Genomic DNA, 21,075 nt, shown 5'->3' with positions numbered 1-21,075 from the left:
GCTCAATAACTCCATGTCGATCACTCCGCTGTCCCCCGCGATGCCGCGTGAGACGTGGTGAAAACATGGGTCACTTCTCGATGGAAAAATCCGTGCCTACCGGGTCAACTCTCAGTGGAAATCAACACCCTCGTCACCGCGGGCCAGGACACGGTGCTCACCACCATCCGCACCCTCGATCCCATCAATGTGGACGTGACCCAGTCGAGCACCAACCTGCTCAACCTGCGCCAGGCCATCAAGGAGGGGCGGATCAAGGTTTCCGGGGACAACGTCACGGTGCGCCTCAAGCTGGAGAACGGCACCCTCTATCCCTATCCGGGCACCCTGGAATTCAGGTCCTCCTATGTGGACACCACCACCGGCACCTATGGGGTGCGGGTCGAGTTTCCCAATCCCGACCGGCTGCTGCTGCCGGGCATGTATGTGCGCGGCCTCGTGGAAGAGGGCGTGGCGCCCGACAGCTTCCTCGTTCCCCAGCGCGGGATCACGCGCAACACCAAGGGGGAACCGGTCGCCTTCGTGGTGAATGCCGACGGCAAGGTGGAACTGCGCGTGCTCAGCGTGGGCCGCAGCGTCGGCAACAGCTGGCTCGTCGAGAACGGGATCGCGGACGGCGATCGCGTCGTCGTCGAAGGCAGCCAGTTCGTCCGCTCCGGGCAGGACGTGGCCGCTGTCGAGGTGGTGGTGGACGACACCACCGGCGAGGTCCGCGACCGCCGCCAGCAGGGCGCGCAGCCCGATGGGGCGACGACCCACGCGGCGGCGCGCACCGCTCCTGCAACCAAGACGGATTGAAGCGCCATGTCCCGTTTCTTCGTCGACCGGCCGGTCTTCGCCTGGGTGATCGCCATCCTCATCATGCTGGGCGGCCTCCTCGCGCTGCGCTCGCTGCCCATCGCGCAATATCCGCAGATCGCGCCCACCACGGTGCGCATCACCGCGAGCTATCCGGGCGCGGATGCCCAGACGGTGGAGAACTCGGTGACCAAGGTCATCGAGCAGGGCATGACCGGGATCGACAATCTCGACTACATGACCTCCACGTCCACCTCCACCGGCGAGGTGAGCATCACCCTCACCTTCACCAGCGCCGCCGACCCCGACGTGGCGCAGATGCAGGTGCAGAACAAGCTGCAGTTGGTCCAGTCCCAGCTGCCGAGCGTGGTGCAGACCAACGGCCTTTCGGTGGACAAGGCCTCCGACAGCTTCCTGGTGGTCATCGCCTTCGTGTCGAAGGACGGGCGCATGTCCTCCATCGACATCGCCGACTATGTGGATTCGTCCCTCAACGACACCCTGAAGCGGGTGGAGGGCGTCGGCTCCACCACCCTGTTCAGCTCGGCCTATGCCATGCGCATCTGGCTCGACCCGGACAAGCTTCACAAATATCAGCTCATGCCCGGTGATGTGGCTTCGGCCATCGAGGCGCAGAACACCCAGATCTCCGCCGGCCAGCTCGGCGGCCTGCCCCAGCGCAGGGGCCAGCAGCTCAACGCGTCGGTCACCGCGCGCAGCCGACTGCAGACGCCGGAGCAATTCCGCAACATCATCCTGAAGAGCGCCACCGACGGCTCGCTGGTGCGCCTCAATGATGTCGCCACCGTCGAGCTCGGCGCGAAGAGCTACACCACCTCGGCCACCTACAATGGCAAGCCGGCGGCCGGCCTCGCCATCAAGCTCGCGACCGGTGCCAACGCCATCAACACGTCGCAGGCGGTGAAGGCGACGCTTGAGCGCCTCTCCTCCACCTTCCCGGAAGGCATGGAAGTCCACTATCCCTATGACACGACGCCATTTGTGGTGCTTTCCATCGAGGAGGTGGTGCGCACCCTGTTCGAGGCGATCGCGCTGGTCTTCATCGTGATGTTCGTGTTCCTGCAGAACGTCCGCGCCACCCTCATCCCCACCATTGCCGTTCCGGTGGTGCTGCTCGGCACCTTCGGCGTGCTCGCCGCCTTCGGCTATTCGGTGAACACGCTCACCATGTTCGCCATGGTGCTCGCCATCGGCCTGCTCGTGGACGACGCCATCGTGGTGGTGGAGAACGTCGAGCGCGTGATGCAGGAGGAAGGCCTGCCGCCCAGGGAGGCGACACGCAAGTCCATGGGCGAGATCTCCGGCGCGCTGGTCGGCATCGCCACCGTGCTCTCCGCGGTCTTCGTTCCCATGGCCTTCTTCGGCGGATCGGTGGGCGTCATCTACCGCCAGTTCTCCGTCACCATCGTCGCGGCCATGGTGCTCTCCGTGCTGGTGGCGCTGATCCTGACGCCGGCCCTGTGCGCCACCATCCTCAAGGCACCGAAGGGCGGTCACGGGGAAAAAGGCGGCGCCTTCGGCTGGTTCAACCGCATGTTCGATCGCGGGGCTGATGCCTATCGCCGTGGTGCCGGAGGTGTCATCGCGCGGCCCGCCCGCTTCATCGCGGTCTTTATCGCCCTCAGCGCTGCGGCCGGCTGGATGTATGTACGCTTGCCGTCCTCCTTCCTGCCACAGGAGGACCAGGGGATGCTCATCACCTCCGTCCAGCTTCCCGTGGGCGCCACCGCCGACCGCACCCAGGAGGTGCTGGACGCGGTGACCCGCCACTATCTGGAGGCCGAGAAGGAAGCGGTCGAGGGCGTGTTCACGATTGCCGGCTTCAGCTTCGGCGGCCAGGGCCAGAACATGGGCATCGCCTTCCTGAGCCTCAGGCCGTTCGCGGAGCGCACTTCGGCCAATTTGTCGGCCCAGGCGGTGGCGGGACGGGCCATGGCCGCCTTCTCGAAGTTCCGCGATGCCATGGTCTTCGCCCTGGCTCCGCCCGCCATCCAGGGCATGGGCAATTCCAACGGCTTCACCTTCTACCTGCAGGACATCAATGGCGCGGGCCACGACAAGCTCATGGCCGCCCGCAACCAGATCCTTGGCGCTGCGGCCCAGGACAAGCGGCTGATGGCCACCCGTCCCAACGGTCAGGAGGACGAGCCACAATTCCTCATCGACATTGACCAGGAGCGGGCCGGGGCGCTCGGCGTCTCGGAATCCGACATCAACACCACGCTCTCCACCGCCTGGGGCTCGGACTATGTGAACGACTTCATCGACCGCGGCCGCGTGAAGCCCGTCTACCTCCAGTCTGCTGCCGGCTTCCGCATGCAGCCGGAGGACCTAGGCAAGTGGTACGTCCGAAATGGCGAGGGCGGCATGGTGCCCTTTTCCGCCTTCACCTCCAGTCGCTGGATCTTCGGCTCACCCCGCCTCGAACGCTACAATGGAAGCTCGGCGCTGGAGATCCAGGGCGAGGCCGCGCCCGGCGTTTCCTCCGGCGACGCCATGGACGCCATGGACGCGATCGTCGCCCAGTTGCCGGCCGGCTACAGCCATTCCTGGACCGGCATCTCCAATCAGGAGCGGCTCTCCTCCAGCCAGGCGAATGTGCTCTACGCCCTCTCGGCGCTCGTCGTTTTCCTGTGCCTCGCAGCGCTCTACGAGAGCTGGGCCATTCCCTTCGCGGTCATGCTCTCGGTGCCCATCGGCATCTTCGGCGCGCTCCTCGGGGCGCACCTCTTCGGGCAGTCCAACGACGTCTATTTCAAGGTCGGCCTGCTCACCACCATCGGCCTTGCCGCCAAGAACGCCATCCTCATCGTCGAATTCGCCATCGAGCGGCAGGCCCGCGGCGTCCCGCTGGTGGAGGCGACCATCGACGCCGCCCGCCAGCGGCTGCGTCCGATCCTGATGACCTCGCTCGCCTTCATCCTGGGCGTCACGCCGCTCGCCATCGCCACCGGCGCCGGCTCGGGCGCGCAGAACGCCATCGGCATCGGTGTCATGGGCGGCATGATCGCCGCCACCGTGATCGGCATCTTCTTCGTCCCGCTGCTGTTCGTCCTGGTGCGGCGGATTTTCGTTCCACGGGGCGCGCAGGGAGCGAGGGATGAAGCATCCCCGGTCGAACCGGCGGCATCCCCGGCACCCTGAAGCCGGATCCCCCATCCCTTTCAGCTGGTGAGGCAGAATGACGAGCCCCCATGTCGCCGCTTGCCGGCCGTACCGGAAATCGCCCCTTCTCTTGGTGCTCGCCGCGGTCCTTCTTGCCTCCGCGCTCGGTGGCTGCGCGGTCGGCCCCGAGTACGAAGCGCCGCTCCTGATGGTCCCCGCCAAATGGGGATCGGCCCAGCCCAGCGTCGCAGCGCGCAGCGCACAAAGCCGGGACAATCAGCCGCCCCAATTGGGCCGCTGGTGGGAGCGCCTCAACGACAAGGCCCTGAACCGTCTCGTGGAGGAGGCCATCGCCGGCAATCTCGACGTGGCAACGGCCAAGGCCCGCGTTCGCGCGGCGCGCGCCACCTACAAGCAGGCGGTGGCGAGCCTGTTTCCCACCGTCACCGGCTCCGGGAGCTACACCCGCGGCCAGGACGGCAGCAACGTGTCCAGCGGCGGCGACGTGACCGTCACCGGGCCCTACGATTCCTATCAGCTCGGCGTCAACGCCAGCTGGGAACTCGACCTGTTCGGCGCCAACCGGCGGGCGGCGGAAGCCGCAAAATACGGCCTCGATGCCTCCGAGGAGAGCCTGCGCAACACCCTGCTCACCCTCGTCGGTGATATCGCGACCTATTACGTGGAGGCGCGGGGATATCAGGCGCGGATCGCGCTTGCGCGCCGCACGGCAACCTCGCAGCGGGAGACGGCCGCGCTCACGCGCCGCAAGCTTGAGGCGGGCTCCGCCTCGGCGGTCGACGTGGCGAATGCCGAGGGGCAGGCTGCGGGCACGGAGGCCAACATCCCGGCCCTGCGATCCTCCTACCAGCAGGCGGTCAACCGGCTGGCCATCCTTCTGGGCGCGCCGCCTTCGACCCTGAACGCACGCATGGAAAGGTCCGCCCCCATCCCGTCGCCGCGCCTGCCCGTCCCCCGGGGCGTGCCGGCGAATGTGCTCCTCAGCCGGCCGGACGTGCGCATGGCCGAGCGGCAGCTCGCCCAGTACACGGCGCAGATCGGCCAGGCGCAGGCGGCCCTCTATCCGGATGTGAGCCTATCCGGCAACATCGACACCACCGGTTCCAAGTTCGGCGACCTCGGCAAGTCGTCCTCCATCTCATGGAGCTTCGGCCCGAGCATTAGCGTGCCGATCTTCAACGCGGGGCAACTGCAGGCGGCAGTGGAATATGCCCAGGCCCAGCGGGATGAATATTTCCTGGCCTACCGGTCGGCTGTCCTGACGGCTCTGGAAGACGTGGAGAACGCCTCCGTCGCGCTCCAGCAGGAGCGGCTGAAGAGCGGCAGCCTTGCCGCCTCCGCAAGCTCCTACCGACAGGCGGCGACGCTGTCGCGCGCGCTCTACCAGGCCGGCTCAACCAGTTTCCTCGACGTACTCGATGCCGAACGCTCGCTCTATTCCGCCGAGGATTCCGCTCTCCAGAGTCGCGTCGCCATCGCCACCGACTATGTCAGCCTCAACAAGGCCCTCGGTGGCGGCTGGAACGGCGCGGTGGATACCCGCACGCCGGAGGTGGTGGATGACATGGGTCCGCGCTTCGTCAGCTCCGACTGGGCGAAGCGCTTCCTCGACACGAACTGACCCAGGCGGTCGTCATGCGGCAGATAACGTCGGTGTCGTAGGCCTTGTCGGCGAGAAGGATTCTGCCAGGGGGAGGCGGGAGAGCAATGCGCGCCCCGCCGGTGCGTCGCCCGCCCGTCCGGCGGTCAGGGCGAGATGGATGGGCCTGCCTTCAGCATCGACCAGAGCGTGGATCTTGGTGGTCAGGCCACCCACGGAGCGTCCCATGCAACGATCGTCGGTGCCGTGTTTAGTCCCAGCATGTCATGGTTTGGTTGGCGAACGAAGAGTTCGGGCTTTAGCGCGGCGATCTGTCGGATGGCTTCAAACGGTGTTTTGAATCGCAGAGCCTTGAGTTGCTTGGCCTAGTTGTAGGCCAGCAGCCAGTCGCGGACATGGCGCCTCAGGTCAGTCAAGGAGGCGTAGTGGAAGACGTGGACGGTCGCTTCCTTGATAGTGCGCACCATGCGTTCCGCCTGGCCGTTGGTCCACGGATGGTAGGGCTTGGTCAAACGATGCTCGATGCCCCGCTCGGCCAGAACAGGCGCGCTGGGCGCAGCTGACCTCACCGCACTTCTAGGATGACGGAGAAATCGCCGTCTTTCCCTTCAAAGCGCAGCGCGCCGCCATGGGCACGGGCGACCTCGTCAGCGATGGCAAGGCCGAGGCCTGAGCCCGTTGAGGTCGCCCCCTTCTGGAAGGGCATCGCGAGGCGAGATTGATCGGATATGGGAATGCCAGGTCCGTCATCCCGCACCCGCAGCGCGACGCCATCGGCCGTGCGTTCCACGGCGAGGGAGAGCCGCTTGTGGGCGCCGTGCACCACGGAATTGTGGATCAGGTTGCTCAGTGCCTCGCCGACGCTGATGACATCCACGTCCAGCAACGGCGCTTCCTCCAGGGGAACGAAGCTGATTGAGATTTCCCGATCGAGTGTCAGCGGGACGGCGCGTGACAGAACGGTCTTCGCGAGATGGTTGAGGTCGGTCGGCGTCCGGTGCTGGGACCGGGCGCGGTGCAGTACCATGGCGTGGTCCAGCAACTGGCTGGTGAGCCGGCCCAGTTCGGCGATGCGCGACCGGAGCCCCTCCAACTGCGCGGTCTGGGCCGGATCGTCCTCCTCCAGCAATTCCACCTGCGCATCAATGGCCGCGAGCGGCGTGCGGATCTGGTGGGCGGCATCGGCGATGAAGCGCTGCATGAGGGCGATGCGCTCCCTGAGGCGCAGCATGAAGCCGTCGATGGCCTCCACCAGCGCCCGCGCCTCGGGCGGCGGCGTGAGCGCGATGGGGCTGAGATCGTCCGGCTGCCGGCCGGCGATCTCCCGCTCGATGCGGGTCAGTGGCGAGAAGACGAGGCGCATGCTGAGCGCCGCCGTGGCGAGGGCCAGGGCGCTCATCACCGCGATCATGGCGAGGGCCTTGAAGGCCAGGTCGGAGGTGAGCGCGGCCCGTGCGCCCAGCGTCTGCGCGACAATGATGCGGGTCCAGCCGTCACCCGGCGCGCCCTCCACCTTGCGAACGAGGCCGGCGATGCGCACCGGCTGCCCCTGGTACCGGCCGTCCTCCAGCACGACGCCTTGCCTCAGGCGCTCCGGCGAGGCCGAAAGCGTAAGGTCGCCATAGCCCGCAACGACAATCCCGCGCGGGTCCGTGACGCTGTAGAACACGAGGTCGTATGCCGAGAGCGTGGCTATGGCGGCGGCCGGCGGATCGAGCGTGACGACACCGCCCTGGAGGAAGATGTTCTCCGCGATCTGCACCGCGCCGCCCATCAGCAGCTTGTCATAGGCATCGCGCGCCGCCAGCGCCGCATACTGCCAGGCGGCGATGCTCAGCACTGCGGCGCCGAGCAGCAGGATCGCCGCCAGCGCGGCCAGCATCCTCGCCCGGAGCGAGGTGCGCAGGTCACGGAGCGACAAGCTGGTAGCCCAGGCCGCGCTCGGTGCGGATTTCCACGGAGGTCGCCGCGAGCTTGCGGCGCAGACGGGTGATGAACTGCTCCACCGCATTGGTGCTGGGATCGCGGTCGAAGCCGAACAATTGCTCCAGCAGTTCCTCCTTGGCGACGAAGGCGCCGGGACGCGAGGCGAGAATTTCCAGCACGGTCAGCTCGCGCCGGGTGAGGTCGAGCGGCGCGCCCGCGATCATCGCCGTCCGCCCCGCCCGGTCGATGATCAGCGGGCCGGCCTTGATGGTGTTGTCCGCCATGCCCGCAGCCCTGCGCAGCAAAGCGCGCGCCCGCGCCTCCAGCTCGCGGTAGTCGAACGGCTTCACGAGATAGTCGTCGGCACCGAGGTCGAGCGCGCTGATCCGGTCGTCCACCGCCGAGCGGGCGGTGAGCACCAGCACGGGCGTGCGCAGGCCGCGCCGGCGCAGGTGCTTCAGCACGGTGAACCCGTCCATGTTGGGCAGCATCACGTCGAGCACCACGAGGTCATAAGGCTGCACCTCGATCAGTTCGCTCGCGGTGCGCCCATCGGTCTCCCAGTCCACGGCATAGCCGATCCGCTCGAAGCGCTTTTGCACCGCAAGGCCGATTTCCTGCGTGTCCTCCACCAACAGAATGCGCACCGCCCGCTCCCGCGATCAAAGCCGCCCGGCGTCAGTTTCGGGTCAGGATCGTCGGCTATGATCCTAAGCAAGGTCGCCAAAGTGCACCAAGAACAATTTGCGCCGATGCGCGCGGGGAGGAACGATGACTTTGCATCCAGACCAGACTGGATTCGCGCCGCTGCTCAGCGTCGAGGGCGTGACCCTTCAATACAAGACGCCGGACAGTCTCGTCACGGCGACCTACCGCGTGGACTTCAAGGTCTACGATTCCGACCGCTTCGTTCTTCTCGGGCCCTCGGGCTGCGGAAAGTCCACGCTGCTGAAGGCCATCGGGGGATACATCTCGCCCACCGAGGGCAAGATCCGCCTCAAGGATCACGAGGTGAAGGAGCCCGGCCCGGACCGCATGATGGTGTTCCAGGAGTTCGACCAGCTCCTGCCCTGGAAGACCGTCGGCGAGAACGTGATCTTCGCGCTTACCTCCTCCGGCCGCCTCGGCGCGGCCGAGGCGCGCGAGCGGGCGCGCTCCTATATCGATAAGGTAGGCCTCACCAAGTTTATCGACAGCTATCCCCACATGCTCTCCGGCGGCATGAAGCAGCGCGTCGCCATCGCCCGCGGCATGGCCATGGAGCCGGACGTGCTGCTGATGGACGAGCCGTTCGCCGCGCTCGACGCCCTCACCCGCCGCAAGATGCAGGACGAGCTGCTGCAATTGTGGGACGACACGCGCTTCACCGTCCTGTTCGTCACCCACTCCATCGAGGAGGCGATCAAGATCGGCACCCGCATCCTCCTGCTCTCGCCCCATCCCGGCCGGGTGCGGGCGGAGCTGAACAGCGTTCCGACCGACAAGATGGGCACCTCGGCGCAGGTCGAGCTGGAAGCCCGCATCAACGACATGCTCTTCGGCCACTGAGGAAACGCCCGTGAACCAGAACCTCGCCTTGCGTCCGGAGATCGTCAATCCGGACACCCCCCTCGGCAACATCACCGTCGAGGCCACCCTGTCGCCCTTCGAGCGCATCTACCGCATCGGCGCGGTGCGCAAGGCCATCATCCTGGTGGCGCTGGCCGCCCTGTGGCAGGCCTATGGCCTGTGGCTCGCCAATCCGCTCCTGTTTCCCACCTTCACCGATACGCTCTCGGCCTTCTTCGAGAACATGGCCAATGGCGTCATCCCGGCGCGCACCCTCTCCTCGCTGGAGACGCTGCTCATCGGCTATGCCATCGGCATCGCGCTCGCCGCCGTGCTCACCACCGTCGCCATCGGATCGCGGCTCGGGGCGGACCTGCTGGAGGCGCTGACCTCCATGTTCAACCCGCTGCCCGCCATTGCGCTGCTGCCGCTGGCGCTGATCTGGTTCGGGCTCGGCAAGGGCAGCGTCATCTTCGTGCTGGTGCATTCCGTGCTGTGGGCCATCGCGCTCAACACCCATTCGGGCTTCCGGGCCGTCTCCAAGACGCTCCGCATGGTGGGCATGAACTATGGCCTGCGCGGGCTGAAGCTGGTGCGGCTCATCCTCATCCCCGCCGCCTTCCCGGCCATCCTCACCGGTCTCAAGGTGGGCTGGGCCTTCGCCTGGCGCACGCTGATCGCCGCCGAGCTGGTGTTCGGCGTATCGTCCGGCTCCGGCGGCCTCGGCTGGTTCATCTTCGAGAACCGCAACCAGCTGGAGACGGCCAACGTCTTCGCCGGCCTGTTCACCGTCATCCTCATCGGCCTCGCCGTGGAAAACCTGATCTTCGCCACCATCGAGCGCAAGACCGTGCATCGCTGGGGCATGCAGCACTGAACCCGGGTCGCCAAACCCGTCATCGAACCAGAACACAAAGGGAGAGAAACATGGGCTGGAAGAAGAGCCTGAAGATTGCCGCCGTCGCCGTTGTGGCCACGCTGGCCACCGGCGCCGCGCGGGCGGAAGTGAAGGAAGTCCGCATCTCCAAGGGCTACGGCATCCTCTATCTGCCGCTCATCGTCATGGAGGACCAGAAGCTCCTCGAGAAGCAGGCGGAGAAGGCCGGCCTCGGCCCGCTCAAGGTCAACTGGCTGATGCTGGACGGCGGCAACGTCATCAATGACGCCATGATGGCCGGCTCCCTCGACATCGCCGGCACCGGCGCGCCCGGTTTCATCACACTATGGGCCAAGGCCAAGGGCATCCCGAACGTGGAGGTCATCGGCGTCAGCGGACTTTCCTCCACCGCCTTGTGGATGAACACCAACAACCCGGCCGTCAATTCGCTGAAGGACTTCAAGTCCTCCGACAAGATCGCCCTGCCGGGCATCAAGACCTCGCTCTCGGCCGTCATCCTCCAGATGATGGCCGCGCAGGAGTTCGGCCGCGAGAACTACGCCAAGCTCGACCCTCTGACCGTGGGCCTGCCCCATCCCGAGGCGCTGGCGGCCCTCACCGCGGGCCGGACCGAGATCACCGCGCACTTCACCTCGCCGCCCTTCTCCTATCTGGAGGTGAAGAACCCCAACGTGCGCCGGGTGGCGAACTCGGTGGACATCCTCGGCCGCCTGACCATGGACGTGACCTTCGCACCCAAGCGCTTCGTCGATGCCAACCCCAAGGTGGTGCAGGCCTTCCTCGACGCGCTCGACGAGGCGGACCAGTTCATCGCCAAGGACAAGGCGGCCGCGGCGGAGATCTATGCGCGCTCCTCCAAGGTGAAGACCACCAAGCAGGAGGTGCTGGAGATGCTGGAGGACAAGGACACCTGGTTCTCTACCACCCCCGAAGGCATCATGAAGATCGCCGACTTCATGCACCTCGCGGGCTCCATCAAGGCGAAGCCGGCGAGCTGGGGCGATCTGTTCGTGCCGCAGCTACGCACCCGCAGCGGTAGCTGACGGCGGCCCGGAGCCTGCTTGCTAATGTCGCGCCACTAGTTGAGCGACTTGCGACAAGGCATCGTCCCAGTGGCAGAGCTCGAACCTTCATGATGGCATGTGAACTGCCCATCGAATGGTGGGCAGGGCACATGCAAGACGGCGTGTCATTCCGGCCTTGTGGTCATGACGACAGCGCCCGCTCTGTTCCTGGCGCGTATTAATGAACGCATTGAGACCCCGACCCGCACACCGGGGAGACGTAAGCGGACGCTCCCAGAGTCCGAGAAGGGTCATCTTTTGCCTCTGCGGTGAGGACAGCCCCCGGCTTCCCGTCATTCGGGGCTTGGCAAATCCGGAAACACAGTTCCCGACGGAAGCGTGGTAGGGACCCCCAGTTCTTGGTGCTCCCGTCTTCAGGACAGTGATATAGCGCCTGCTTCCCACAAGGAGGGAGAGGTGGTCGCGAGTTGAAGGGACAGCAGCTCGACGTGACGGGAGGCGGGAGCGGACCCGGTGCTTGTGAATGACGATTTGAGCGCGGCGGGGAGGCATCGGGCGTCTGCCGACTCCCGCGATCTTCAGAGGCCGCCGTGGAAGCAGGCTCGCCCAGCCGAGCGTTTCATAGACCGTCGAATTTTGGAGAAGGCGAGATTCAGATGCAGGCGGGAGCCGCGCCCCGGTCTTGCCAAGGCGGTCAATGAGCGTCCAGCGCCAGGATGGAAAAGCGCGACTTCCGCGCAAATACCAAAGCAACCTTTTGTTGCAATGGCGCACCCGACACGATTCGAACGTGTGGCCTCCGCCTTCGGAGGGATTACTGGTAGCTCCGTCGAAATTACGAAGGAGCGCGAGAAAATGCACTATCATACTGCGAATAAAAAAGAATTTGAGGCGAGCTTTAGCCGCAGCTATCCTTTTCTCCGCCACGATTTTCGCCCGACTGCTTACGTGGTGCTTACGCGAGTTGAGGCGACCGGACTGGAGAAGCACCATGGCTAAGCTCACCAAAAGGGCCGTCGATGCCGCGGAAGCCGGTGCCAAGGATTACGTGATCTGGGACGACGAACTCCCTGGCTTTGGCCTGCGCGTGTTCAGGTCCGGCAAGCGAAGCTATGTCCTTCAGTATCGGTCGGCGGGCCGATCGCGCCGGTTCACGATCGGGCTGCACGGGGTATGGACACCGGAGCGCGCGCGCCAGGAAGCCAAGGCGCAGTTGGGCCGGATCGCTCAAGGGGAAGACCCCGCCGAAGAGCGGCTGCTGGATCGCAAAGCGCTCACGGTCAAAGAACTCTGCGATCTCTATCTGACTGACCTGCAAGGAGGGCTGATCCTCGGAAAGGGTGGGCGCCCCAAGAAGCACAGCACGATCGCCTCTGACCTTGGCCGCATCCACCGTCATATCGTTCCCCTCCTTGGCTCGCGTCGCGTCAGGGACCTGACGAAAGCCGACATCACCAAGGCCACGAAGGACATCATGGCGGGGAAGACCCGCGTCACCGTCAAGACGAAGAAGCTGCGCGGCAAGTCCATCGTGAGAGGCGGCGCCGGCACAGCCACGCGGACAATCGGCCTGCTCGGTGGCATTCTCACCTATGCCGTCGAAGCCGGTATCATCGAAACGAACCCCGCGCACGGTGTGCGCCGGCCGAAGGACAACATACGCGCCCGGCGCCTGAGCGAAGCCGAATATCGCGTTCTCGGCGACCTGCTCAAGGCGGCGGCCGAGAACGAGAGCTACCGGATGTCGGTCGAGATCATCCGCCAGATCGCACTCACCGGATGCCGCCGTATGGAGATGGTCACGCTGCGATGGGCGGAAGCCGATACTGAGTCGAGCTGCCTCCGCCTGATCAATAGCAAGGAGGGAAGCTCCATCCGTCCCATCGGGCTGCCTGTGGTGGAATATCTGGAGAGGCGCCGGGAAGAGGCGGTCGGAGACTACGTCTTCCCCGGCCGTGACGGCCAGAACGCGTTTGGCAGCTTTCCCAATCACTGGAGGAAGATCTTCGCGGACTCGCCCCTGGCAGATATCACCCCTCACATCCTGCGCCACAGCTTCGCCAGCGTCGCGAACGATCTCGGCTTCACCGAGGTCACCATCGCCGCCCTGGTCGGCCATGCGAAGGGATCGGTCACGAGCAACTACATCCATACGCTCGACACAGCTCTGATCATGGCCGCAGATACCATCTCGGGCTACATCCAAGGGCTTCTCGACGGAGTTGAGTTCAAGCAGACGGCCTACGCTCTCGATCGGGGCTCCCGGAAGGCGGCGTTGGCCCGGTTTCTACAGAGAGCTGCCGGCGATAAAGATGCTGAACATGACGAAAGCGAGCACCTCGCCGCGTGAGGACGGTGAACCTCCCTATGATCGTCACGCGCCGACCCGGATATGCCTGCGCAGCCTGCCGGGAGGGTGTGGTCCAAGTTCCGGCGGCCGAAACTCGGGCGGCAGCACCTTGCACCCGTCGCGCAGATACGAATCCGGGGGATTGACGCCCGCCGATTGAATACGAACCAGCACCTCTTCCGGCTTCAGCGCGGACTTGCGCATGGTCACCGGAATTGAATAGTGCCTGCTTACCACTTTCGGCCTGCGGCTTGCCCAAGATCAAATGCTGCTCACGACGGTCGCCGACGAGATCCACCAGTGCAGGTCGGTAACAGCGCCGCCTCCAAAATCGGCCAGACCATTGCGGGAGCGTTACGCAATGTGCTGCCGACGATCGGACTGTCATTGATGCAAGGGGATGGCGGCCGAGGGATCATTTCATCGCCTTTCGAACGATGAAATGATCCAGGCCCGAGCCGTGAACGCGGCCCGTGCCACTCACGGCTGCGGACGGCCCGCCTTGGCGGCCATCAGCGCTTCGGTGCAGGGCTGAGACACATTTGCCGCATTCTGCTGCAAACAGCCGAGCAGGCGCCCGCCGCCGGGCTGCATGCCGCTGCACAAGCGTCGCACATCCGCCTCGCAGGCCGACTTCAGCTGCATCATCTGCTGACGCGACATTTGCTGCGCATGGGCCGCGCCCCCGACCAGGACGAAGGCGAGAACGAGAATGGTCCGCATCGATCGTCTCCTAGCGGATGAATGAAAAATGAAACCGGGACAAGGTTCAGAACGGCTCCATGCCCGTGATGCCGCTCTGCAGCCGGGGAATACGCGCTGCCTCCAGCTGCTGCGGCGAAAGCTTGCCGCGCAGGTTCGCCACCGCCGCCTTAAGGGCCTGCGCCTTGGTGGTGTAGGCAATGAGCGTATCGGCGACCGCCTCAGCCCGGCCGAACGCCTCGGGTCCCTTGGGATCGTCCTTGCCATCGGCAGCGCCGAGGAGGGCGAGCATCCGCTCACGCTCCGGCACCAGCGCCAGCAGCGCGTTGGTATATGTGCGCCAGGCCTCCTGCTGTTCGACCGTGATGCCGATGGCCGTCTCCTGGACAGACAGGGCCGCTGCCAGCACCAGCCGCAGCCGGGCGCCGGTATAGTTCTGGCGGACCATCTCCAGGCGATCAGCGAGCATCGCCGGCGGCGGAGCGCACTCCTCCACATAGGACCCTTCGGGCTGAGCAACGGCGGGCGGTGCCAGAGCGCGCACCGGGGTGGCCTCCTGTGCGGAGGCAGCGAGGGGCGCTGTGGTTGCCATGGTGGCGCCGAACAGAGCCACGGCGAGAGTTCTGACCGACATGATGAGCTCCGTGCATTGAGTGAGCTCATCGTGGGGCGGCGGATTTGCAGCGGCATCTCCGGTTTGTAGGAATTTGTTGCAGTCCTGCGATATCGATGCGTAGCCCAGGGCTACAAATTGAAGCCGCCCGGACATTCCCGGGATACGGTAGGCCGTGAAAAGGACCGCCGGTCCCGCCCTCGTGGCTGCCGTGGGCCGACCTTCCCCGGCATCCCGGCAGGCTGCTCTATGACTGGTCCCTCCTCCTGCGTCCTGATCTCGGCGCCGCTGCGCGCGCTCCCCTTTGGCCTCGTGGCGCTGGCGCTCGCTGGCTGCGCCAATTCGCCGGCGCCCAATCACTACCAGAATCTCGCCTCCGCGCCCTATCTGGCCGCCAGCACGCCGGGAACGGGCCGGCGCACGCCTTATCGTTATGAAATGGCCGGCGCTCTCAGCCGCTATCGCGCCATCCATCTTCTGCCGGTGCGGATCTACAGCGGTGCCGATCAGCAGTTCGGCACGCTCACTGCCGCCGAGCGCGCGCAACTCGCCGCCACGGCGGAACACGAATTCCGCGCGGCTCTCGCCGGCCACGGCATCCTTGCCGCCGGGCCCGCAGCCGACGCTGTGGAGCTCAGCATCACCCTGACGGGTGCCCAGGCCAGCGTGCCGGTGCTCGCCACCGCGAGCCGCCTGACCCCCGTGGGCTTCGCCATGAGCGGCCTCACCGCCGCAGCCGACGGCGAGGGACGCCTTTCCGGGATGGTGATCTATGCGGTGGAGTTCCGCGAGCCCGGGTCGGGACGGATCCTGTGGGCCTATGTCACGAAGCAGTATCCCAACGCCCTCGACATCGGCGCCACGCTCGATCCCCTGGATGCGGCTCGGACTGGCCTCAAGGCGGGCGCGCAGGAACTGGCACGGACAACCGTCGCCAGGCTCCGGCCGCAATAGATCGCCTCAACCCGGGCGGAACAGGACCAGGGTGATGAGCACCTGTCCACCCGGCCCCTCGCCGAGCTCAATGGTGCCACCATGGGCTTCCACCAAGCCGCGCGCCACCGCAAGGCCCAGGCCGGCGCCGCCGGTGCGCCGCGCCCGCGAGGGCTCGGCCCGCATGAACGGCTCCATCAACACGTCCCGCATCGGCGGCGGAAATCCGGGTCCGTCATCGCGCACCACGAGACGCACCTGATCCCCGATCACGGTCAGTCTCACTCGGGCACGCCGGCCATATTTGATGGCATTGTCGATGATGTTGCCGATGACCCGGCGCAGCGCCAGCCGGTCCGCCAACACCCACACGGGTCCCTCTGCCACCGTATCAAGCGTCACCGGCCGGCCGGCGGCCCTCAGGTCCGCAGCCTCCGTGCGCACCAGCAAGGCGAGGTCCAGCATCTCCTCGTCCAGCGCGCCGACGCCAGCGCGCGCCGTGAGCAAGGCGTTGTCGAGCAGCTCGATCATGTCGCGGATGTCGGCCTCTGCCCGCTCGCGCTCCACCGGGTCCGGCAATTGATCGATGCGTAGCCGGAGCCTCGTGGCAAAGCTGCGCACGTCGTGCTGGATGCCGCCGATGAGGGCGAGGCGCGCGCGCGTCATGGCATGGATGCGCGTCTGCAGCCGCTCGAACGCGCTCACCAGAGCGCGCACCTCCGGCGTCGAAGCCCTGAGGTGGGGTAGCGGCACGGGCTCGCCGGTGGGATCGATATGATCCGCCACCGCCGCCAGCCGCGCCAGAGGGCGGATTTCGCGATGGAGCAGCAGCAGCACCACGCAGGCGAGGACCGCTCCGAACAGACCCGCCCCGACCCCGGCAGGCAGGCCGAAAAAGGTGACAAAGAAGGGCGTGCGGGCCTCCGCCACCAGCACCTCGCGACCATCGAGGGCGATATAGAAGGCCCGCGGCGCGGCGCGGTCGGTGAGCAGTTGCGACAGCGGGCGGCGCTCCGCCCCGGGCCGGATCTGCATGCGGATCAGCCGGTCTCCCAACGCTGTACGATAGGCCTCCAGTTCCTCGCGCTCGCTCATCTCATCCGAGCCGGCCGGAACTTCGGCCGCCGACACCAGGTCCACCTCCAGCAATGGCGAGCGCAGGGCCGGCAGCGCCGCCGTGCGCGCCGGCGAAGGCATGGAGGCGAGAAGGTCGGCGATGGCGACAAGGCGCTCCGGCGGAGGCCCGCTGGAGGTGGGGGAGAGCCCGCTGAACCGGTAGAAGACGACGATGAAGCCGATCCACAGCACCAGCAGAAAGGTGCCGGCGATGGACAGAACCCGCGCAGTGAGGCCAAGGCCCATTGGCATTTCTCCGTCAGGAGGCGTCAATCAGGACACCTGCTTTACCTGCGCCGTCATGAGATAGCCGCCGTTGCGCACGGTGCTGATGAGATTGCAGCCGGGGCTCAGCCCATCGAGCTTCTTGCGCAGCCGCGACACCAGGATGTCCACGGAACGGTCGAACGGGTCGGCGGTGCGCCCGTGCACCCAATCGAGGATCTGATCGCGCGAGAGCACCCGGCGTGGACGCAGCACGAAGCAGGAGAGCAGATCGAACTCGGCGCTGGTGAGCGGCACCAGCTGCTCGTCCTCGGCGAACAACTGGCGTGCATCGAGATCCACCAGGAACCGGTCAAAGGCATAGCGCCGCACCGGCGCCTGCGCCTGTTGTACGCTGGCGCGCCGCAACAGGGCGCGCACCCGCGCCAACAACTCCCGCGGGCCGAAGGGCTTCACCACATAATCGTCGGCACCGAGCTCCAACCCTACTACCCGGTCGGTCTCGTCGCCCTTCGCGGTCAGCATGAGAATCGGCACGGTGAGGGTGGCGCGCAGCCGCCGGCAGATGCTGAGGCCATCCTCCTCCGGCAGCATCAGGTCCAGAATGATGAGGTCCACCTCATGTCGCTTGAGAATGCCGGCCATCTCGCGCGCATCCTGCGCCAGCTCAACCCGGAAACCCTCGCGGGTGAGGAAATCGCCGACCAACCGGCGAATGTCTGAATCGTCGTCGACGATAAGAATACTGCGAACTTTATGGTCCATCACGGTTCATAGCTAGCAAAGCCATGTCCAATACTCAATAGGGTGCGCCTATCTGTACAAAACGATACAAATCGACACCCCGCAACACATCTTGGTTCGTATGGCTCACGCGCAGGACAAAAATCCCCCCCACGTTGAGCATGGCCGCGGTGGCCGAACCGTCTCGGACGACAGCTCCGCGCCCGGCAGGCTTCCGCCCACCGTCCATGTTCGGGGAGATGTCGTGTAGTGTCCACAGGCGCAGGTATCCGGGATCCGGCCAACGCCGGGGGTGTCTTGAAGGTCAATCGGCTCCCCGACGCAACCGAGGCAGGCGGCACCGTCACCCCACCGCATCTGCCGCCCCGCCCCAGCCCGCGCAGACCCCGGCGAGGCCGCCAGGTTCTTGGCATCGCCGCGCTCATCACCGCCCTCGCCTTTGCCCTCGCGGGCTGGCGCTACGGCATGCCGCGCACGACGCAGGCCGAGGTGGTGCGGGCGGGCCCATTCGAGAGCGTACTGAGCGGCCCCGGCATCCTCGACGCGCTTCGCAAGGCCAGCGTCAGCGCCAGCATTCAGGGCGTCATCACGACCCTTGCCGTGGATGTGGGTGACTCCATCCGCGCCGGCGACGTGGTGGCACTGCTGCAATCGACGGACCTCAAGGCCGAACGCGAGTCCCGGCTCGCCTCCCATGAGGCCACACGCAAGGCTGTAGCGCTCGCGGAGGCAGAGCTCCGCAAGGCGCACGCCGCGCGGAACAATGCCCATTCCGTGCTCGGCCGTCGGGAGGAGCTGATCCGTAGCGGCGCCACCAGCCGCGCGACCCTGGAAGACGCCCAGACCAGCATGGAACAGTCACTGGCCGAGGTGGCCCGGGCCGAGGCCGCCGTGAGCCAGGCGCTGGCCACGGAGGCCTCCGCCGAAGCCGCGGTGCGGGTGGCGGAAGCGCAATTGGAGAAGGCCACCATTCGTGCCCCCATTGATGGCGTGGTGGTGGCGCGTCGGATGGACATGGGCGATCTGGTGGTGCCCGGCTCGGTGATCGTGGACATCGTGGATCCGGAGAGCGTGGTGCTCTCCGCCCGGTTCGACGAGAGCGCGATCGCCCGCGTCACCAAGGGCCAGCCGGTGAGGCTGCTGTTTACCGCCACCGGCGACACGGCAACGCCCGGCGAGATCCGGCGCATCGGCCGGGAGGTGGACACCGAGACCCGCGAGTTCACCGTGGACATCGCCCCCCGCCAATTGCCGCGCAACTGGGCCATCGGCCAGCGCGGCACCGCCCTCATCACCCTGAATACCACCCGCGATGCGCTGTCGGTGCCATTCGCCGCCATCGCCTTCAAGGACCGCTCGCCGGGGGTGTTCGTGATGCACGATGCACGGGCCTGGTGGCAGCCGGTGGAGCTCGGCCCCATCGGCGAGGCTCGTGTGGACGTGCGCGGCGGCCTGAAGGCGGGCGATGTCATCCTGGCGCAGCCCGAGGGCGCGTTCGCCGGCATGAAGGTCGCCGATCCCCCCAGGGCACGGCCATGAATCTCGCCTTCAAGGACATCCGCTTCAACCTGCTGCGCTTCCTTTTGACCGCGCTGGGCGTCGCCTTCCTGATGATGTCCTCCATGGGCATGGTCGGCCTTTATCGCGGCATCGTCGCCGATGCCCTGCTCATCATCGAACGCATCGGCGCCGATCAGTGGGTGGTGCAGGGCGGGCGGCAAGGTCCGTTCTCGGAAGGCTCCGCCATCTCCTCCACCATGGATCGCCGGGTGGAGGGGATCGCCGGTGTGGCGAGCGCGCGCCGCTTTGTGCAGTTCAGCCAGCAGTTCACCCGTGATGGACGGCAACTGCGGGCCTCCGTGACCGGGCTCGATTTTCCCAAGGACCCCGGCCGTTGGATCCCCATTGTCCGCGGGCGCCCCCTCGCGTCCGGCCACTATGAGGCGGTCGCGGACATGAGCATCGGCCTTCGGCTTGGCGAGAAGGTGCATCTCGGCCAGGACGACTACACGGTCGTCGGCCTCACCCGCGGCATGGTGGACACGGGCGGCGACGGACTGTTGTTCGTCACCGTCAACGATGCGGTCGCCATCGCCCAGCGCCGCACCAGCGAGGAGGTGCTGCTGGCCCGCGCTGGTGCCGGTCCCGCCGCCGCCAGCCGCAGCTCGGTGCCTCAGGACAGCAAGATCGCCGCCGTGCTGGTGACCCTCAACCCGGCCGTCGACCCAGAACTGGTACGCCGGGCGGTCGCCTCCTGGGGTGATGCGAACGTGTTGAGCCGGGCTGAGCAGGAAAATCTACTTCTCAACCAGCGGCTCTGGCGCCTGAGGGTGCAGATTCTGGCCTTCACCGGCGTACTGCTTGTGGTGACGGGCATCGTCGTGTCCCTCATCATCTACATGCTCACCATGGAAAACCTGCACGAGATCGCCATGCTGAAGCTGATCGGCGCGGACAATTCCGTCATCATTGTCATGATCGCCCAGCAGGCCTTCCTTATCGGCGCCTCCGGGCTCGGGCTCGGCCTAATGCTGTCGCGGCTCGTGTTCCCTTTCTTCCCACGCAAGGTGCTGATCCTGCCCGGAGATGTGGCCCTGCTCGGGATCGCGGTGGCGGTCATCTGCGCGTTCGCGAGCCTGCTCGGCATCTCCCGCGCTCTGAAGGTGCGGGCCCAGGAGGTCTTGTCGTGAGCCCTCCGCCAGTGCTGTCCATCCGCGATGTACAGCGACTCTACCGGAGCGGAGATACGACGGTGCGCGCCCTGGACGGAGTCTCGCTCGATATCCATCGCGGCGAGGTGGTGGGGATCTCCGGTCCGAGCGGATCGGGCAAGAGCACGCTGCTGCTCATCGCCGGCCTGCTGGAGCCGCCGAGCGCCGGCGAGGTGCTCATCGACGGGCGGCGTGTCTCCCATCCCGCGGCGGACCTCGACCGGCTGCGCACCTTCCGCCGCAACCACATCGGCTTCATTTTCCAGAAGGCAAACCTGATCCCCTTCCTCACGGCGGTGGAAAACGTGGCGCTGGCGCTGGAGATCGACCATGTGCCGCCGCGCGCGGCGCGGGCCTATGCAGGCGCGCTGCTCGCCAGCCTCGACCTCGGCCACCGGCTCGACAACCACCCCTCCCGGCTGTCGGGGGGCGAGCAGCAGCGGGTGGCGGTGGCGAGGGCGCTCGCCAACGCGCCGAGCCTGCTGTTGGCGGACGAGCCCACCGCCGCCCTCGACAGCGTGCGCGGGCGTCAGGTGCTGCAGCTGTTCCGTGAGATTGCCAGGACCCGCCAGGCGGCGGTCGCGGTGGTGACCCACGACCAGCGCGCCCTCGACCTGTTCGACCGAACCATCGAACTCAGCGACGGGCGGACCCGCGATGGGGCCGTGCACGGCACCCCGGGAGCTGCCGGTACACATTGAAACATATCGTCACGGCAGCGACAGCCGGCGGCGACACC

At 66.4% G+C, this 21,075-nt stretch carries 17 protein-coding genes, 1 tRNA gene and 3 pseudogenes; 11 read left to right on the top strand and 10 right to left on the bottom strand.

The window, feature by feature from the left end:
* Nucleotides 1-129: 129 nt before the first annotated feature.
* From K9U41_RS08165 to K9U41_RS08155, 3 genes and pseudogenes are all read left to right on the top strand, one after another.
* Nucleotides 130-798: pseudogene (locus tag K9U41_RS08165) on the top strand (efflux RND transporter periplasmic adaptor subunit); the annotation flags it as partial.
* A 6-nt stretch (nucleotides 799-804) separates the two neighbouring features.
* Nucleotides 805-3,963, top strand: a complete 3,159-nt coding sequence (locus K9U41_RS08160; RefSeq protein WP_282640348.1) for an efflux RND transporter permease subunit — start codon at nucleotides 805-807, stop codon at nucleotides 3,961-3,963.
* 37 nt (nucleotides 3,964-4,000) lie between these two features.
* Nucleotides 4,001-5,566 (top strand): efflux transporter outer membrane subunit, encoded by a 1,566-nt coding sequence (locus K9U41_RS08155; protein WP_282640347.1) that lies wholly within the window; start codon nucleotides 4,001-4,003, stop codon nucleotides 5,564-5,566.
* A gap of 22 nt (nucleotides 5,567-5,588) precedes the next feature.
* Here K9U41_RS08155 and K9U41_RS08150 read toward each other — a convergent pair.
* The 4 genes and pseudogenes from K9U41_RS08150 to K9U41_RS08135 form a co-directional block, all read right to left on the bottom strand.
* Nucleotides 5,589-5,797: pseudogene (locus tag K9U41_RS08150) on the bottom strand (transposase); the annotation flags it as partial.
* A pseudogene (locus K9U41_RS08145) lies at nucleotides 5,749-6,087 on the bottom strand (integrase core domain-containing protein); the annotation flags it as partial. The pseudogenes K9U41_RS08145 and K9U41_RS08150, both read right to left, overlap by 49 nt.
* Before the next feature lie 23 nt (nucleotides 6,088-6,110).
* Nucleotides 6,111-7,466 (bottom strand): sensor histidine kinase, encoded by a 1,356-nt coding sequence (locus K9U41_RS08140; RefSeq protein WP_282640346.1) that lies wholly within the window; start codon nucleotides 7,464-7,466, stop codon nucleotides 6,111-6,113.
* Entirely contained in the window at nucleotides 7,453-8,118 is a 666-nt protein-coding gene (locus K9U41_RS08135; RefSeq protein ID WP_282640345.1) for a response regulator transcription factor, read from the bottom strand. Before K9U41_RS08135 ends, K9U41_RS08140 begins: the two co-directional genes overlap by 14 nt.
* 124 nt (nucleotides 8,119-8,242) lie before the next feature.
* On the opposite strand from K9U41_RS08135, the gene K9U41_RS08130 reads away from it, so the two are divergent.
* The 3 genes from K9U41_RS08130 to K9U41_RS08120 are packed head-to-tail and all read left to right on the top strand — an operon-like array spanning nucleotide 8,243 to nucleotide 10,960.
* Nucleotides 8,243-9,019: an ABC transporter ATP-binding protein gene (locus K9U41_RS08130; protein WP_282640344.1), complete on the top strand. Its 777-nt coding sequence runs from the start codon at nucleotides 8,243-8,245 to the stop codon at nucleotides 9,017-9,019.
* Between the two features lie 10 nt (nucleotides 9,020-9,029).
* Nucleotides 9,030-9,896: an ABC transporter permease gene (locus K9U41_RS08125; protein ID WP_282640343.1), complete on the top strand. Its 867-nt coding sequence runs from the start codon at nucleotides 9,030-9,032 to the stop codon at nucleotides 9,894-9,896.
* A gap of 50 nt (nucleotides 9,897-9,946) precedes the next feature.
* Nucleotides 9,947-10,960 (top strand): ABC transporter substrate-binding protein, encoded by a 1,014-nt coding sequence (locus K9U41_RS08120; protein WP_282640342.1) that lies wholly within the window; start codon nucleotides 9,947-9,949, stop codon nucleotides 10,958-10,960.
* 748 nt (nucleotides 10,961-11,708) lie between these two features.
* On the opposite strand, the gene K9U41_RS08115 is transcribed toward K9U41_RS08120, so the two are convergent.
* Nucleotides 11,709-11,814, bottom strand: a tRNA-Ser gene (locus K9U41_RS08115).
* Nucleotides 11,815-11,933: 119 nt separating this feature from the next.
* Between K9U41_RS08115 and K9U41_RS08110 the strand changes: the two genes are divergently transcribed.
* Nucleotides 11,934-13,292, top strand: coding sequence for a tyrosine-type recombinase/integrase (locus tag K9U41_RS08110; protein WP_282640341.1), 1,359 nt, complete (start codon nucleotides 11,934-11,936; stop codon nucleotides 13,290-13,292).
* A gap of 24 nt (nucleotides 13,293-13,316) precedes the next feature.
* On the opposite strand, the gene K9U41_RS23930 is transcribed toward K9U41_RS08110, so the two are convergent.
* The 3 genes from K9U41_RS23930 to K9U41_RS08095 form a co-directional block, all read right to left on the bottom strand.
* Nucleotides 13,317-13,496 carry a hypothetical protein gene (locus tag K9U41_RS23930; protein ID WP_432715755.1) on the bottom strand — a complete coding sequence of 60 codons (180 nt, stop codon included), beginning with the start codon at nucleotides 13,494-13,496 and terminating at the stop codon, nucleotides 13,317-13,319.
* 276 nt (nucleotides 13,497-13,772) lie between these two features.
* Entirely contained in the window at nucleotides 13,773-14,015 is a 243-nt protein-coding gene (locus tag K9U41_RS08100) for a cysteine rich repeat-containing protein (RefSeq protein ID WP_282640340.1), read from the bottom strand.
* 46 nt (nucleotides 14,016-14,061) lie between these two features.
* A complete protein-coding gene (locus K9U41_RS08095; RefSeq protein WP_282640339.1) occupies nucleotides 14,062-14,628 on the bottom strand; it encodes a hypothetical protein in 567 nt (188 codons plus the stop codon).
* 228 nt (nucleotides 14,629-14,856) lie between these two features.
* Here K9U41_RS08095 and K9U41_RS08090 point away from each other — a divergent pair, with 228 nt between their 5' ends.
* Nucleotides 14,857-15,561, top strand: a complete 705-nt coding sequence (locus K9U41_RS08090) for a DUF3313 domain-containing protein (RefSeq protein ID WP_282640338.1) — start codon at nucleotides 14,857-14,859, stop codon at nucleotides 15,559-15,561.
* A 6-nt stretch (nucleotides 15,562-15,567) separates the two neighbouring features.
* On the opposite strand, the gene K9U41_RS08085 is transcribed toward K9U41_RS08090, so the two are convergent.
* Together K9U41_RS08085 and K9U41_RS08080 are read right to left on the bottom strand one after the other, a co-directional pair.
* The gene (locus K9U41_RS08085; RefSeq protein WP_282640337.1) at nucleotides 15,568-16,902 is read right to left on the bottom strand and encodes a sensor histidine kinase; all 1,335 of its coding nucleotides are present in this window, start codon (nucleotides 16,900-16,902) and stop codon (nucleotides 15,568-15,570) included.
* A gap of 27 nt (nucleotides 16,903-16,929) precedes the next feature.
* Nucleotides 16,930-17,646, bottom strand: a complete 717-nt coding sequence (locus K9U41_RS08080) for a response regulator transcription factor (RefSeq protein ID WP_282640336.1) — start codon at nucleotides 17,644-17,646, stop codon at nucleotides 16,930-16,932.
* Between the two features lie 276 nt (nucleotides 17,647-17,922).
* Here K9U41_RS08080 and K9U41_RS08075 point away from each other — a divergent pair, with 276 nt between their 5' ends.
* Genes K9U41_RS08075 through K9U41_RS08065 form a run of 3 tightly spaced genes read left to right on the top strand, consistent with a single transcriptional unit; the run spans nucleotide 17,923 to nucleotide 21,037 of the window.
* Nucleotides 17,923-19,164 (top strand): efflux RND transporter periplasmic adaptor subunit, encoded by a 1,242-nt coding sequence (locus K9U41_RS08075; RefSeq protein ID WP_282640335.1) that lies wholly within the window; start codon nucleotides 17,923-17,925, stop codon nucleotides 19,162-19,164.
* Nucleotides 19,161-20,315, top strand: coding sequence for an ABC transporter permease (locus K9U41_RS08070; RefSeq protein ID WP_282640334.1), 1,155 nt, complete (start codon nucleotides 19,161-19,163; stop codon nucleotides 20,313-20,315). The genes K9U41_RS08075 and K9U41_RS08070 overlap by 4 nt, the downstream gene beginning before the upstream one ends.
* Nucleotides 20,312-21,037, top strand: coding sequence for an ABC transporter ATP-binding protein (locus K9U41_RS08065; RefSeq protein ID WP_282640333.1), 726 nt, complete (start codon nucleotides 20,312-20,314; stop codon nucleotides 21,035-21,037). Before K9U41_RS08070 ends, K9U41_RS08065 begins: the two co-directional genes overlap by 4 nt.
* The last annotated feature ends 38 nt before the right edge of the window (nucleotides 21,038-21,075 follow it).

Origin of the sequence: Xanthobacter autotrophicus, assembly GCF_029991245.1 — a bacterium.
Lineage (GTDB): Bacteria > Pseudomonadota > Alphaproteobacteria > Rhizobiales > Xanthobacteraceae > Xanthobacter > Xanthobacter autotrophicus_C.
Note: the sequence above shows the minus strand (reverse complement) of the source record. Positions and strands in the feature narration are given on the sequence as shown.

Bases quoted from the DNA above. Each gene is read 5' to 3' on its own strand.
- K9U41_RS23930 (WP_432715755.1), bottom strand. From the start codon at position 13,496: ATGCGCAAGTCCGCGCTGAAGCCGGAAGAGGTGCTGGTTCGTATTCAA.
- K9U41_RS08130 (WP_282640344.1), top strand. From the start codon at position 8,243: ATGACTTTGCATCCAGACCAGACTGGATTCGCGCCGCTGCTCAGCGTC.
- K9U41_RS08155 (WP_282640347.1), top strand. From the start codon at position 4,001: ATGACGAGCCCCCATGTCGCCGCTTGCCGGCCGTACCGGAAATCGCCC.
- K9U41_RS08160 (WP_282640348.1), top strand. From the start codon at position 805: ATGTCCCGTTTCTTCGTCGACCGGCCGGTCTTCGCCTGGGTGATCGCC.
- K9U41_RS08080 (WP_282640336.1), bottom strand. From the start codon at position 17,646: ATGGACCATAAAGTTCGCAGTATTCTTATCGTCGACGACGATTCAGAC.
- K9U41_RS08120 (WP_282640342.1), top strand. From the start codon at position 9,947: ATGGGCTGGAAGAAGAGCCTGAAGATTGCCGCCGTCGCCGTTGTGGCC.
- K9U41_RS08100 (WP_282640340.1), bottom strand. From the start codon at position 14,015: ATGCGGACCATTCTCGTTCTCGCCTTCGTCCTGGTCGGGGGCGCGGCC.
- K9U41_RS08085 (WP_282640337.1), bottom strand. From the start codon at position 16,902: ATGGGCCTTGGCCTCACTGCGCGGGTTCTGTCCATCGCCGGCACCTTT.
- K9U41_RS08070 (WP_282640334.1), top strand. From the start codon at position 19,161: ATGAATCTCGCCTTCAAGGACATCCGCTTCAACCTGCTGCGCTTCCTT.
- K9U41_RS08090 (WP_282640338.1), top strand. From the start codon at position 14,857: ATGACTGGTCCCTCCTCCTGCGTCCTGATCTCGGCGCCGCTGCGCGCG.
- K9U41_RS08110 (WP_282640341.1), top strand. From the start codon at position 11,934: ATGGCTAAGCTCACCAAAAGGGCCGTCGATGCCGCGGAAGCCGGTGCC.
- K9U41_RS08095 (WP_282640339.1), bottom strand. From the start codon at position 14,628: ATGTCGGTCAGAACTCTCGCCGTGGCTCTGTTCGGCGCCACCATGGCA.